This window comes from Dokdonella fugitiva, assembly GCF_004342425.1.
In the GTDB taxonomy this organism is placed as follows: domain Bacteria; phylum Pseudomonadota; class Gammaproteobacteria; order Xanthomonadales; family Rhodanobacteraceae; genus Dokdonella_A; species Dokdonella_A fugitiva.
Genome location: NZ_SLWQ01000004.1, coordinates 36,444 through 49,947 on the forward strand (window position 1 = coordinate 36,444; position 13,504 = coordinate 49,947).

Annotated in this window: 13 protein-coding genes; 4 read left to right on the forward strand and 9 right to left on the reverse strand. The window is 68.8% G+C overall.

Going from position 1 to position 13,504, the window contains the following annotated elements; genetic code table 11:
* Positions 1–2 precede the first annotated feature (2 nt).
* The 7 genes from der to ndk all read right to left on the reverse strand — a co-directional run bounded on the left by der (position 3) and on the right by ndk (position 7,018).
* Entirely contained in the window at positions 3–1,403 is a 1,401-nt protein-coding gene (gene der, locus EV148_RS08930) for a ribosome biogenesis GTPase Der (protein ID WP_131996792.1), read from the reverse strand.
* Positions 1,404–1,504: 101 nt separating this feature from the next.
* The gene (gene bamB / locus EV148_RS08935) at positions 1,505–2,704 is read right to left on the reverse strand and encodes an outer membrane protein assembly factor BamB (RefSeq protein WP_182517633.1); all 1,200 of its coding nucleotides are present in this window, start codon (positions 2,702–2,704) and stop codon (positions 1,505–1,507) included.
* Positions 2,701–3,393, reverse strand: a complete 693-nt coding sequence (locus EV148_RS08940) for a YfgM family protein (protein ID WP_131996795.1) — start codon at positions 3,391–3,393, stop codon at positions 2,701–2,703. The genes bamB and EV148_RS08940 overlap by 4 nt, the downstream gene beginning before the upstream one ends.
* Positions 3,394–3,567: 174 nt before the next feature.
* A complete protein-coding gene (locus EV148_RS08945) occupies positions 3,568–4,548 on the reverse strand; it encodes a helix-turn-helix domain-containing protein (protein ID WP_131996798.1) in 981 nt (326 codons plus the stop codon).
* Positions 4,549–4,702: 154 nt separating this feature from the next.
* A complete protein-coding gene (gene pilW / locus EV148_RS08950) occupies positions 4,703–5,479 on the reverse strand; it encodes a type IV pilus biogenesis/stability protein PilW (RefSeq protein WP_131996801.1) in 777 nt (258 codons plus the stop codon).
* On the reverse strand, positions 5,469–6,596 hold the full coding sequence (rlmN, locus tag EV148_RS08955) for a dual-specificity RNA methyltransferase RlmN (protein ID WP_131996805.1): 1,128 nt from the start codon (positions 6,594–6,596) through the stop codon (positions 5,469–5,471). Before rlmN ends, pilW begins: the two co-directional genes overlap by 11 nt.
* The gene (gene ndk / locus EV148_RS08960; RefSeq protein WP_131996808.1) at positions 6,593–7,018 is read right to left on the reverse strand and encodes a nucleoside-diphosphate kinase; all 426 of its coding nucleotides are present in this window, start codon (positions 7,016–7,018) and stop codon (positions 6,593–6,595) included. The genes rlmN and ndk overlap by 4 nt, the downstream gene beginning before the upstream one ends.
* 278 nt (positions 7,019–7,296) lie before the next feature.
* Here ndk and EV148_RS08965 point away from each other — a divergent pair, with 278 nt between their 5' ends.
* The 4 genes from EV148_RS08965 to EV148_RS08980 all read left to right on the forward strand — a co-directional run bounded on the left by EV148_RS08965 (position 7,297) and on the right by EV148_RS08980 (position 12,086).
* The gene (locus tag EV148_RS08965) at positions 7,297–7,872 is read left to right on the forward strand and encodes a TetR/AcrR family transcriptional regulator (protein ID WP_241988035.1); all 576 of its coding nucleotides are present in this window, start codon (positions 7,297–7,299) and stop codon (positions 7,870–7,872) included.
* A 174-nt stretch (positions 7,873–8,046) separates the two neighbouring features.
* Entirely contained in the window at positions 8,047–10,422 is a 2,376-nt protein-coding gene (locus EV148_RS08970; protein ID WP_131996814.1) for a 3-hydroxyacyl-CoA dehydrogenase/enoyl-CoA hydratase family protein, read from the forward strand.
* Between the two features lie 111 nt (positions 10,423–10,533).
* A complete protein-coding gene (locus tag EV148_RS08975; RefSeq protein ID WP_131996817.1) occupies positions 10,534–11,730 on the forward strand; it encodes an acetyl-CoA C-acyltransferase in 1,197 nt (398 codons plus the stop codon).
* A 2-nt stretch (positions 11,731–11,732) separates the two neighbouring features.
* The gene (locus EV148_RS08980) at positions 11,733–12,086 is read left to right on the forward strand and encodes a hypothetical protein (protein WP_131996820.1); all 354 of its coding nucleotides are present in this window, start codon (positions 11,733–11,735) and stop codon (positions 12,084–12,086) included.
* Here EV148_RS08980 and EV148_RS08985 read toward each other — a convergent pair.
* Both EV148_RS08985 and EV148_RS08990 read right to left on the reverse strand, forming a co-directional pair.
* Complete coding sequence (locus tag EV148_RS08985) at positions 12,083–12,415, reverse strand: tRNA-binding protein (RefSeq protein ID WP_131996823.1); 333 nt, start codon at positions 12,413–12,415, stop codon at positions 12,083–12,085. The genes EV148_RS08980 and EV148_RS08985 overlap by 4 nt on opposite strands.
* Positions 12,416–12,471: 56 nt before the next feature.
* Positions 12,472–13,401 carry a hypothetical protein gene (locus tag EV148_RS08990; protein WP_131996826.1) on the reverse strand — a complete coding sequence of 310 codons (930 nt, stop codon included), beginning with the start codon at positions 13,399–13,401 and terminating at the stop codon, positions 12,472–12,474.
* Between the last annotated feature and the right edge of the window lie 103 nt (positions 13,402–13,504).

The window sequence follows — 13,504 nt, forward strand, 5'->3', positions numbered from 1 at the left end:
CCTCAGCGCTTGCCGCGCTTGGCGTTGCGGATCATCCGCGTGCGCCGGCGCTGCTGTCCTTCGGTGAGCTCGTTGCGCTTGCCGGCGTACGGGTTTTCGCCGTCGCGGAACACGATCTGGATCGGCGTGCCCTCGAGGCGGTAGCGCTTGCGGAAGAAATTCTCGAGATAGCGCCGGTAGCCCTCGGCGATGTGCTTGGTACGCGCGCCGTGGATGACGATCGTCGGCGGATTGGTGCCGCCCGGGTGCGCGTACTTGAGCTTGGGCGTGTGGCCGCGCACGAGCGGTGGCTGGTAGGCCTGGTACGCCTGCTCGACCGCGCGCGTGAGTTCGGACGAAGTGAACACGTGGTTGGCCGAAGCGTAGGCGCGGTTGACCGCCTTCATGAGTTCGGCGATGCCGCTGCCGTGCAAGGCCGAGATGTAGACCTGGCGTGCCCACGCGGCGAAGTCGAGCTTGCGCGCGAGCGAGGTCATGCACTGCTCGCGCTGGTACTTGTCGAGGCCGTCCCACTTGTTGACCGCGACGACGAGCGCGCGGCCCGATTCGAGCACGTGGCCGATCAGGGTCGCATCCTGCTCCGATACACCCTCGCGCGCATCGAGCATGAGCACCGTCACGTGTGCCGCCTCGACCGACTGCAGCGACTTGATCACGCTGAATTTCTCCAACGCGTCCTCGATGCGCGCACGACGCCGGATGCCGGCGGTGTCGATCAGCGTGTAGCGCCGGCCGTCGCGCTCGAGCGCGATGCGGATCGAGTCGCGCGTCGTGCCGGGCACGTCGGATGCGATCACGCGCTCCTCGCCGAGCAGGCGGTTGACGAGGGTGGACTTGCCCGCGTTCGGGCGGCCGACGATCGCGACGCGGATGCCGTCGTCGGCGCCCTCGGCGAGCGCATCGGCGTCGACCTTCGGCAGCAGCGACTGCACCGTCGCGAGCAACGGCGTGACGCCGCGCGAATGGGCCGCCGAGGTGAGGAACGTGTCGGCGATGCCGAGCGCGGAAAATTCGGCGAGCACCGCGTTCTCGTCGAGGCCGTCGACCTTGTTGACGACGAGCAGCATCGGCTTACCCGAGCGGCGCAGGCGGTCGAGGATCGCGCGGTCGGTCGGCAGCACGCCGTCGCGCGCGTCGACCGTGAACAGCACGACGTCCGCCTCGTCGATCGCGAACTGCGCCTGCCGCGCGGTCTGGCTGTCGAGGCCTTCGGCGTTCTCGATGAAGCCGCCCGTGTCGACGACGACGAACGGCGTGGCGCCGAGGCGACACACGCCGTAATGGCGATCACGCGTCACGCCCGGCAGGTCGTGCACGAGCGCGTCGCGCGAGCGCGTGAGCACGTTGAACAGGGTCGACTTGCCGACGTTCGGGCGCCCTACCAGGGCTACTACGGGCAGCATTGCTCGCTCCGCGAAAAAAACGAAACCCCGTGCGTCGAAGGCACGGGGGTATCAGGATACGGCACCGCGCGCAGGCGCGCGGTCGACCCATGCGCGCGCGCCTACTGCCGCGCGCGATAGGCCGCGATATGGCCCTTGACGTCCTCGACGTAGACGAGGTCGCCGACGACGAGGGGCGCGCCTTCGATCGGCTTGCGGCTGAGGCGTTCGCGCGCGGCGAACTTGCCCTCGTCGAGGCTGAGCCAGTGCACGTAGCCTTCGACGTCGCCGACGACGACGTACTTGCCCTGGATCGCCGGCGCGGTGAGCCAGCGATACTTGAGCTGGTCCTGCTTCCACAGGTTCACGCCGGTCTCGCGATCGAACGCCCACACGTTGCCGTCCGCGTCGACCGCGACGAGCGTGTTGCCGCTGACCGCGGCACCCGTGTAGCTCGACAGGTCGCGCTGCCAGACCGGCCGGCCGCTGTCGAGCGCGATCGCCGCGAGCTGGCCGCGATAGCCGGCGGCGTAGAGCGCGTGGCCGTCGGACACGATGTTGCCGTCGACGTCGGAGAGGCGTTCGACTTCGGTGCGGCCCTCGCCGCCGGACAGCGTCTGCGACCACAGCTCATTGCCGTCGTCGAGGCGCACGGCGACCACGCGGCCGTTGTCGTAACCGTCGTAGACGACACCGCTGGTGACCAGCGGCGCGGAATTGCTGCGCAGGCTGAGCGCCGGCACCGACTGGTCGAAGATCCACTTGCGGCTGCCGTCGGTCGCATCGAGGCCGGCGAGGCGGCCGTCGTTGCTGCGCACGACGACGATGCCGTCGGCGATCGCCGGCGCGGCGATGACTTCCGAACTCATCTGCGCCTTCCAGCGCTCCGTGCCGTCCGCCGCGGACAATGCGTAGACCTGCCCGTCGAGGCCGCCGACGACGACGAGGTCGCCCGCCGCGCTCGGGCCCCCGGCCCAGCGCAACGAGTTGTCGCGACGCGACCAGACGCGCCAGCCGTGGCGATCGCCGAGGCGCGCATGCCAGAGCGTGCGGCCCGTCGCCGCATCGAGCGCCTCGATGCTGCCGTCGATGCCGGCGGCATACAGCCGGTCGCCGTCGACGCCGGGGGCGAGGCGCGCACCGGATGCGCCGGCGCCCGAACCGACGCTCTCGCTCCACACGCGATCGACCTGCGTGGTCGGCGCGAACTCGACCAGTTCGGTCGGCGGCTGCACGTTGTCCTTCTTGCCGAGGCTCTTCAGCCAGGTGCAACCGGACAGCGCGAGGGCGATGGCTGCGGCGAGCAGGAGGGTGCGCTTCATGATGCCGGCTTCTCCATCGCGGGCACGACGAGGCCGCCCGTCGCAGGCATGCTGCCGCCGACGTCCTCGAGTTTCATCTCGAGCACGCTGCCCGGCATCATCATCGCGCCATTGGCGGGATTCGCGAGCGCCTCCTCGTACGCCTTGCGCGCATCGTCGGCGCGGCCGAGCTTGACGTAGGCATCGCCGCGGATTTCCGCGGCGGTCGCCGTGTAGCTGCCCTTCGGCACGCCGTCGACGAGCTTGAGCGCCGCGTCCGCGTCGCCCTGGGCGAGCTTCACGCGCGCGCTGCGCAACGCGATCAGCGCGCCGAGGCTGCCATCGCGCGCGTGTTCGCGCGCCCAATCGAGGGCGCTCGCCGCGCCGGCGAGATCGTTCTTGCCGACCGCGATCTCGGCCTGCTGCAGGGCCGCGAGCACCGCATACGTCGACTTCGGGAATTCCGTGCGCAAGGTCTCGGCGACCTGCAGCGCATCATCCGGCTTCTTCGCCTCGACGGCATCGGCGAGCGCCTGGTAGCGGCTCGCGGCGGCTTCGTTCTGGCTCGCCTGGTGGCTGTTCCACTGGCGCCAGCCGAAGATCAGGACCAGGCCGAGCGCGATGCCGGCGGCGATCGCCGCCGCGTTCTCGCGCAACCACTTCTGGACCAGTTCCCCTTGTTCGTGTTCGTCAAGAACGTCGAAAGACATGCATTCACCCGGAAGGACAACGATGCGGAAAGCAGGGCACGGCGCGGGCCGGCCCAAAGGCGGACAAGGTTAGCAGGAAACGGCCGCGCCGCGCCGTGCGGCACGGGCGGCGCGGTTCAGCAGGCGCTCACCGCGGGACGTGGTCCAACGCCCGCCGCGGACGCGGCGGGCGTACTACTGCGCGACGCGGTCGGGCCGCGCGGCACTGCCGTCGGCGAGCAGCTTGAAGTGCGCGACGTTGCCGCGCTGGTACGGACCGAGGTCGAAGGCGTGGCCATCGACGCTGACTTCCGCGCCCTGCGCGTTGCCGATGCGCACGGACACCTGCGCGTCGCTGCGATAGGCGTGTTCGCTGCCGGCCGCGAGCATGCCGTATTCGAGGCGACGGCCATCGGGCGCGACGATCTCGACCCAGCTCTGCTCGGCGAGCTTGAGATTGATGAGGTGGGCGCCCTCGCCACTGGCCGCCGCGGGCACGGGGGCCTGCGGCTTCGGTTCGACCGGTGCGACCGGGAACGGCGCCATCGATGCGACGACGGGCGGCGGGTCCTCGGCGGCATCCGCCGGCACGTCCGCCGGCGCGTCCGTGGCACTCCCCGGCGACACCGTGTCGGCCGCGGTGCCCACGGGAATTTCGGCGAGCGCGACGTGCGCGGGCGGATCGAGCGGCGTCGTGCGCACGAGGTTCTGCTCGATGCCGCCGTGCGTGGCGAGCCAGACGGCCGGTACGACGATGATCGCGGTGAGCGCGAGGTAGGTCGCGCTGCCCGAATAGCGTTCGAACAGGTAGCGCGTGTGCGAGATCGTGCCGGTCGCGACGAGCGGCGCCGTGCGCGCGTGCGCGGCGGCGACGCGGGCCGCGTCCTCCTCGGGCACGCCGACGAGGCGCGCATAGGCGGACAGGTAGCCGCGCAGGAACACGCCGTCGCTGATGCCGGTGTAGTCGTCGTATTCGAGTCGCTCGACCAGCTTGAGCGGAAGCTTGAGGCGCGCGGCGACATCCGCGCGGCCCAGTCCGCGCTGTTCGCGTGCGTTCGCGAGTTGCTGTCCGAACGATGCTTCGATGCGGTCGCGCAGATCCATCGGCGCCCCTGCTGCATGAACGTCCTGCGGTGCGGAATACTCGTTCACTTCGGTGGCCTCTTCGGCTCTCATCGGATGGATTCCTCTGGACGGGGGCAGCGCCAGCTGGCTGCACTCCCGGTCCGCCTCGTCAGGCCCGCACGTCCGCTGCGGGCTCCCCTTCGCTGCATGCGAGCCGGTGTCGTCGACGATCCCGGCATCCTGGTCGATCCCTCTCACCGCTTCCCTACCCGTGTGGATTCAGCGTCCGTGCTTCGGCCGAATCCGGGAAGCTGCGCAACAACTTGCGCGAATACTCGCTCGCCCCGCTCGCGTTGCCGAGGTGCAGCTCGATGTTGCGGCCGAGCATGAGCGCGTCCGGGCGCGGCGCGGAAAGCGACTCGAAGCGCTGCACGAACGCGCGCGCCTTCATGTAGTCGCCCTTGCCGTACAGGATCGTGGCGAGCGCGAGCAGTGCTCCGGCATCGTTCGGGTTGAGCGCCAGCGCCTGGCGCAGCACCTTTTCGGCTTCCTCGGTCTTGCCGGCCTTGGCGAGGCAGGTCCCCGAATTGGCGAGCGCGAGCGCCGGCGTCTGGTAGAACGGGTCGGCGAGCGCGCGCTCGAAATACTGCTGGGCCTGGTCGTAATGCCCCTGCGTGCAGAGGAAACGGCCGTAGTTGTTGTTCTCGGCGCCGCCCTTGGGCTTCAGCTGCGCCGCGCGCCGGTAGTGCTCTTCGGCTTTCGGCAGGTCATTGATGCTCTCGTAGAGTACGGCGATGACGGTTTGCGCATCGACGTAGTCCGGGTTGAAATCGAGCGCCTTGTTGAGCTTCTCGAGCGCGAGCTCGAGCTTGCCCTGCTGCAGGTACTTCTGGCCGAGTTCGGTGTGCACGCGCGCGGCGTCGTCGCGTTGCGTCGCGGGGTCGTCCTTCCTCACCGTCCCCGTGCTGCCGCCCTCGCAGCCGACGAGTACGCCGGCGGACGCCGCGAGCGCCACCACGAGGAATGCACGCTCAAGCCGCATCGGCGACGCCTCCTTCGAGCTTGCGGCGGAATTCCGCCTGGCGCCGCGTGCGGTCCATGACCTGGCCCTTGAGCTGGCCGCACGCCGCGTCGATGTCGTCGCCGCGCGTGCGGCGCACCATCGTCAGCACGTCGGCGTCGAGCAGGATCTTCTGGAAGGCGCGGATGTCGGCCTCCTCCGAACGCTCGAAGCGCGTGCCGTGGAACGGGTTGAACGGGATCAGGTTGACCTTGGCCGGCAGGCGGCGCATGAGCTTGATCAGCTGGCGCGCGTGCTCGGGTTTGTCGTTGACGCCCTTGAGCATCGTGTATTCGAACGTGATCGTCGTGCGCGGGCGGCGCGCGGCGTAGCGCGCGCATGCGGCGAGCAGTTCGGCGATCGGATACTTCTTGTTGAGCGGTACGAGCTCGGTGCGCAGCTCGTCATTCGGGGCGTGCAGCGAAACCGCGAGCGACACGTCGCTGGACTCGGACAGCTTGTCGATCATCGGCACGAGTCCCGCGGTCGACAGCGTGACGCGCTTGTTGGCGAGGCCGAAGCCGAGGTCGTCGCGCATGACGTCCATCGCGGTGACGACGTTGTCGAAGTTCAGCAGCGGCTCGCCCATTCCCATCATGACGACGTTGGTGAGCTTGCGCTGGTGGTGTGGCACGTTGCCGAGGTGCTTCGCCGCGACCCACACCTGGCCGACGATCTCGGCGGCGGAGAGGTTGCGGTTGAAGCCCTGCGTCGCGGTGGAGCAGAACTGGCAGTTGAGGCCGCAGCCGACCTGCGAGGACACGCACAGCGTGCCGCGCGAGGTCTCCGGGATGAACACCGTCTCGATCGCGTTGCCGCCGTCCATGCCGAGCAGCCACTTGTGCGTGCCGTCGCTCGCCTGCTTCTCGAACAGGGTGTTCGGCGGCGTGATCTCGATCGCCTGCGAAAGCTTGTCGCGCAGCGCCTTGCCGACGTCGGTCATCTGCGCGAAGTCGGTGACGTGGCGGTGATAGACCCACTTCATGACCTGGTCGGCGCGATACGGCTTCTCGCCGAGCTGCGCGAACAGGTCGCGCAGCCCCTTGCGGTCGTAGTCGAACAGGTTGGCCTTCGCCGTCGTCACGATCGCTTCCTTCAGCGCGGGCTGATCTCGGTGTCGGCGAAGAAATACGCGATTTCCACCTTGGCCGTTTCCAGCGCGTCGGAGCCGTGCACCGCGTTGGCGTCGATCGACGCGGCGAAGTCCGCGCGGATCGTGCCCGGCGCGGCGTCCTTCGGATTGGTGGCGCCCATGAGTTCGCGGTTCTTGAGCACCGCGCCTTCGCCCTCGAGCACCTGGATCATCACCGGGCCCGAGACCATGAATTCGACGAGCGCGTTGAAGAACGGGCGCTCGCGGTGGACCGCGTAGAAACCTTCGGCTTCCTTGCGCGAGAGATGCTTCATCTTCGCCGCGATGATCCTCAGGCCCGCCTTCTCGAAACGGGTGTAGATCTCGCCGATGACGTTCTTAGCCACTGCGTCGGGCTTGATGATCGAAAGGGTGCGCTCCAGCGCCATGTGCCGGTTTCTCCAGTCAGGTCGGTTTTCTGGGGGACGGCCGGGCCGCGTTCGGGCGCCCGGATGCCGTTATAACGCCAAATCCGCGCCAATCCGCGGGCTTAGCTCACATTATCGCGCGAGATTCTAGCTAATTAATGGCGCGATGGACACCGCCGGCTTCGCCGGTTTGACCGATCGCCGCCGACTCGCCTAACATTCAAACGATCGTTTGACCCGTCGTCCGGATCGTGCGCAGCGCAAACCCGAATTTTTCCACCAGGGAACGCATCCTCGGCGTGGCCGAAACCCTGTTCGCCCGGCATGGTTTCGCCGGCGCCTCGCTGCGCCAGGTGACCGCGGCCGCGAAGGTCAACCTCGCCGCGGTGAACTATCACTTCGGTTCGAAGGAAAGCCTCATCGAGGAGGTGTTCAGGCGCCGCCTCGACGAGCTCAACCGCCATCGCCTCGCGGCGCTCGCGGCCGTGCAGGCGCGAGCGGACCACACGCTCGAGGACGTGCTCGACGCGTTCATCCGCCCCGCGCTCGAACAATCGATGGACAGCGCCGGCGGTGCCGCGTTCGTGCGCGTGCTCGCGCGTGCCTATGCCGAACACGACGAGCGCCTGCGCAAGTTCCTGTCCGACAACTACGGCCACGTGCTGCGTGATTTCGCCACCGCGTTCGCGCGCCTGCTGCCGCAGCTGGACAAGGAAGAGCTGTACTGGCGCCTCGATATCGTCGCCGGCGCCCTCACCTATGCGATGGCCGATTTCGGCATGATCAAGCGCAAGAGCGACGTCAGCGAGCACAGTCATCGCGAGCAGGCGGCGCAGCATCTCGTGCGGTTCGCCGCCGCGGGATTGAGGGCGTAGCTGTGCCATCGTCCCTGATGGCCGCTTCGGCGTCGCGCTTGGCCTCGTGACGCATTCACGGCCTCGTGTCGTCCAGAGCGGCCATCCATGGCCGCACTTTTCATCGACAGCAACACGTCGTCGGCAACACATTGCCGGCAACATCGACATCCACTTTTCAATCCGGAGTCTTCCATGAGTCATCCGCCCCTCCGTATCCGCAAGGCGGCCGTGCTCGGCGCCGGCGTCATGGGCGCGCAAATCGCCGCGCACCTCGCCAATGCCGACGTCGAGACGCTGCTGTTCGACCTGCCGGCGAAGGACGGCGACAAGAACGGCATCGCCATCAAGGCCATCGCGAACCTCGCCAAGCTGTCGCCGGCGCCGCTCGCCGACAAGTCGAAGGTCGCGGGCATCACGCCGGCCAATTACGACGAGCACCTCGAGGCCCTGCGCGGCTGCGACCTCATCATCGAGGCGATTGCGGAACGGCTGGACTGGAAACTCGATCTTTACAGGAAGATCGCACCGTATGTGTCTGATTCTGCAGTGCTGGCGAGCAACACGTCCGGGCTGTCGATCAATGCGCTCGCCGAGGCGCTGCCGGCCGCGCTGCAGCCGCGCTTCAGCGGCATCCACTTCTTCAACCCGCCGCGCTACATGCACCTGGTCGAGCTGATCCCCGACAGCCGCACCGACCGCGGCGTGCTCGCCGGCCTCGAGGCATTCCTGACCACGACGCTCGGCAAGGGCGTCGTGCACGCGAAGGACACGCCGAACTTCATCGGCAACCGCATCGGCGTGTTCTCGATCCTGGCGACGATGCACCACACCGCGCAGTACGGCCTCGGCTTCGACCTCGTCGACGCGTTGACCGGCCCGGCGATCGGCCGGCCGAAGAGCGCGACCTATCGCACCGCGGACGTGGTCGGCCTCGACACGATGGCGCACGTGATCAAGACGATGGCCGACACGCTCCCCGGCGACCCCTGGCATGCGCACTTCCAGTCGCCGCCCTGGCTCTCGGCCCTCATCGCCAAGGGCGCGCTCGGCCAGAAGACCGGCGCAGGCATCTACACCAAGCGCGGCAAGGACATCGTGGTGCTCGATCTCGCCCGGCAGGACTACGTGCCGGCGGCGGCGAAGCCGTCGGATGAAGTGGCCGCGATCCTCGCGATCAGGAATCCGGCCGAGAAGTTCGCCAAGCTGCGCGCGTCGCCCGATCCGCAGGCGCGATTCCTGTGGGCGGTGTTTCGCGACCTTTTCCACTACTCGGCCTACCACCTCGCCGACATCGCCGACACTGCGCGCGACGTCGACTTCGCGATCCGCTGGGGCTACGGCTGGAAGCTCGGGCCGTTCGAAACCTGGCAGACCGCAGGCTGGGCCGACGTCGCCAAGTGGATCGCCGAGGACATCGCGGCCGGCAAGGCGATGAGCAATGCGCCGCTGCCGGCTTGGGTCGGCCAGGTCGACGGCGTGCATCACGCCGGCGGCTCGTATTCGCCAGGCACAGGCAAGGACGAGCCGCGCTCGTCGCATCCGGTATACGCGCGCCAGCTGTTCCCGGATGCGCTCGTCGGCGAGACGTTCGATACCGGCACGACGCTATGGGAGAACGACGGCGTGCGCCTCTGGCGCTTCGGCGACGAGCGCGTCGGGATCCTTTCGTTCAAGACCAAGATGAACACGGTCAACGACGCGGTGCTCGACGGCGTGCAGCAGGCGATCGACTACGCCGAGAAGAACCTCGATGCGGTCGTGATCTGGCAGGACAGCGACAAGGCGTTCTCCGCCGGCGCGGACCTCAAGGGCATGCTCGGCTTCGTGCAATCCGGGCAGATTGCCAAGCTCGAGTCGATGATCGCGAACTTCCAGAAGACGAGCCAGCGCATCAAGTATTCGCTCGTGCCGGTGGTCGCCGCCGTGCGCGGCCTCGCGCTCGGCGGCGGCTGCGAATTCCAGATGCACTGCGCGCGCACGGTCGCGGCGCTCGAGAGCTACATCGGCCTCGTCGAAGCCGGCGTCGGCCTGCTGCCCGCGGGCGGCGGCCTCAAGGAGATCGCCGTGCGCGCATCGCAGCGCGCCGCCGACGGCGACGTGTTTCCGGAGATCAAGTGCATGTTCGAGGCGGTCGCGCAGGCGAAGACCTCGGGCAGCGCGCTCGAGGCCAAGCAGCTCGGCCTGCTGCGCCCTGACGACGTCGTCGTGTTCAACGGCTTCGAGTTGCTGCATGTCGCCAGGAAGGTCGCCGCCGCGATGGCGGATGCCGGCTATCGCCCGCCGCTCCCGGCGAACGCGGTCAGCGTCGCCGGAGACGTCGGCCTCGCGACCCTGAAGATGGCACTCGTCAACATGCTCGAAGGCCGCTTCATCTCCGCGCACGACGACGTCATCGCCACGCGCATCGGCGACGTGCTCTGCGGCGGCGCGGTCGAGCGCGGCTCGCAGGTCGACGAGCAATGGCTGCTCGACCTCGAACGCAAGCATTTCTTCGAACTCGCGCAGATGCCGAAGACGCAGGAGCGCATCGCCCACACGCTCGCGACCGGCAAGCCGCTGAGGAACTGAAAAGCCGGGAATCGGGCGCAGGAAACCGGGAGCCGTCGAAGGCGCTGACGCCGACGGTTCTCGCCTGCTCGACGATTCCCCATTCCCCATTCCCGATTCCCGGAGCATTCCATGACCCGCCAAATCCAGGACGCCTACATCGTCTCCGCCGTGCGCACGCCGGTCGGCAAGGCGCCGCGCGGCGTTTTCCGCCACACGCGTCCCGACGACCTGCTCGCGCACGTGATCCGCGCCGCGATCGCGAAAGCACCCGGCATCGACCCCGCCGCGATCGGCGACGCGATCATCGGCTGCGCGATGCCCGAGGCCGAGCAAGGCATGAACGTCGCGCGCATCGGCGTGCTGCTCGCAGGACTCCCCGACAGCGTGCCCGGCGTCACGATCAACCGCTTCTGCTCCTCGGGCGTGCAGGCGATCGCGATGGCGGCCGACCGCATCCGCCTCGGCGAGGCCGACCTCATGCTCGCCGGCGGCACCGAGAGCATGAGCATGGTGCCGATGATGGGCCACAAGATCGCGATGAACCCCGCCGCGTTCAGTGACGACAACGTCGCGATCGCCTACGGCATGGGCATCACCGCCGAGAAGGTTGCCGAACAGTGGAAGGTCAGCCGGGAAGACCAGGACGCGTTCGCGCTCGCCTCCCACCAGAAGGCGCTCGCGGCGATCGCCGCCGGCGAATTCGCCGACGAGATCGCTCCGTTCACCCTCGCCGACCACTACCCCGACCTCGCGGCGCGCACGATCCGCGACGACACGCGCGTGATCGCGGTCGACGAAGGCCCGCGCAAGGACACGAGCCTCGAAGGACTCGCCAAGCTCAAGCCGGTGTTCCGCATGGGCGGTAGCGTGACCGCGGGCAATGCCTCGCAGATGTCCGATGGCGCGGGCGCGCTGCTGCTCGCCAGCGAGAAGGCGATCAAGCAGCATGGCCTGACGCCGATCGCGCGCTTCGTCGGCTTCTCGGTCGCCGGCGTGAAGCCGGAGATCATGGGCATCGGCCCGATCGCGGCGATCCCGAAGGCGCTCGCGCAGGCCGGCCTCAAGCAGGACCAGCTCGACTGGATCGAACTCAACGAAGCGTTCGCGGCGCAGGCGCTCGCGGTGATCCGCGACGTCGGCCTCGATCCGGCGAAGGTGAATCCGCTCGGCGGCGCGATCGCGCTCGGCCATCCGCTCGGTGCGACCGGTGCGATCCGCGCGGCGACCCTGCTGCACGGCCTGCGCCGCCGCAAACAGAAGTACGGCATGGTCACGATGTGCATCGGCACCGGCATGGGCGCGGCGGGCATCTTCGAAGCGCTCTGACGATGATCGTCGGGCCCGTCGCCGTCGCGCTCGCCGGCGCTGCGGCAGGCGTCGCCTGCTGCAGTGCATGGATGATCGCGGCGGGGCGCGACGGCGCCCTCGAGGCCCCCGCGCTGCGATCGGCCGCGGCGATGCTCGCATTCCTCGCGGTCGTCACTGCCTGGGTGCAGTTCGGCCTCGGCGGCCTGTTCGGCGGCTCGCTCGAAACGATGCTGTCGCTCGACATCGATGCCTTCGCAGGCCGTCGCATCGTGCCGCTGTTCGGGATGTGGGCCTGCCTCGCCGCCGCGCTGGAGGCGGCCGCCGGCGCTGCAGTGCTCCGCTGCGCCGGCGCAGACGCCGTTCGTAGCGGCTAGGCGAGGCGCGTTCCGTTCGGCACCGCGCGTTCGATCGCGGTGACGACGACGCCCTGCTCCGTCGGGAAGCCCGTGAGCAGGAATTCCGAAACGAACGGGCCGACCTGCTTCGGCGGGAAATTGATCACGCCGACGACCTGTCGGCCGACGAGGTCTTCCGGCGCATACAACGTCGTCACCTGGGCGCTCGTCTTCTTTTCGCCGTACGGGCCGAAGTCGACCCAGATCCTGTAGGCCGGCTTGCGCGCCTCGGGAAAGCGCTCGACGCGCGTGACGGTGCCGGCGACGAGCAGCACCTTCTCGAAATCACTCCAGCTGATGGTGTCCATGCATTCGTCCAGTCAGGAACGACGGCGGGCGCAGCCCGCCGCGCTTGCCTCGCCGCTCACGGCGATGCGGGGTGAATCGTCGCGGACGATTCCAGCCCGACCTGCACCCAGCCGAGGTTGATGCCGATGCTCGTCGCTTCGGGATTCGCCCACGCATAGGCGAGGGTGCGACCCGTCGCGTCATCGACGACCGAGAGCTTGAGCACCGGCACGTTGCCGTCGCGATAGCTCAGGCGCTCGAGCAGCAGCGAATAACCGGATGGTCGCCCGTCGCGGTAGGCCAGGGCATAGCGTCCGCCCTCGTTGCCGAGGGAAACCTTGCGGTCCGTGTGCCAGTCGTTGCTGTCGGCGGCCGCGGTCGGCCCGGCGCCGTTCAATGCGGCCCAGCCTTCGTAGCGCCGCACGCGCCGCAGGCTCTCGCGCGCATCCGTGCCGCGAGCCTGGTCGACGTAAAAACGCACGTGCAACGCGTCGCCCTCGCGTTCGATGTCGAGGGGCAGCAATGCCGCCATGGGCCCGACGCCGGGTGCGAGCACCGCGCAGGCGCTCGCGTCCGCCGCGAGCTGCACGCCGCGCGCCGTGGCGCGGCCGCGCAGCGCGCAGGCATCGAGCGCGGTCCATTGCGCCGGGTCGAACGCCGCGCCGCGGCCCGGCCCGGCGACGAGCGCGCGATGCGGCAGCCAGACCAGCGCACCGTCCGCATCGCTCGTGCGCAGGGCCCACGACGCCTCGATCGGCGGCGTGGCGTCCAGTTGCACTCGCCAGATCGTCCAGTCGGTGCGTGGCGTCGCTTCGACCGTCACGTGCACGTGCGGCGGCGCGATGAGGGCCGGGTTCTCGCGCGCGCTCCAGACCTGCTCGTGGTTGTCGTACTCGCCCGCGGCCGACGCGGCCGGAACCGCGGCATTCGATGCGCGCGGCGCGGGCGACTGGCACGCGGCCAGCATGAGCGCGAGCGCGATCACGGGGATGAATCGGATGTCCATCACGCAAGCATAGCAGCCGCGACCAGCGCGGCGATTCGGCGACGGACGGCACGTCGCGCGCGCCCGGCGGTCGCTATAGTGCGCGCACGTTCCCGGGGGTGGC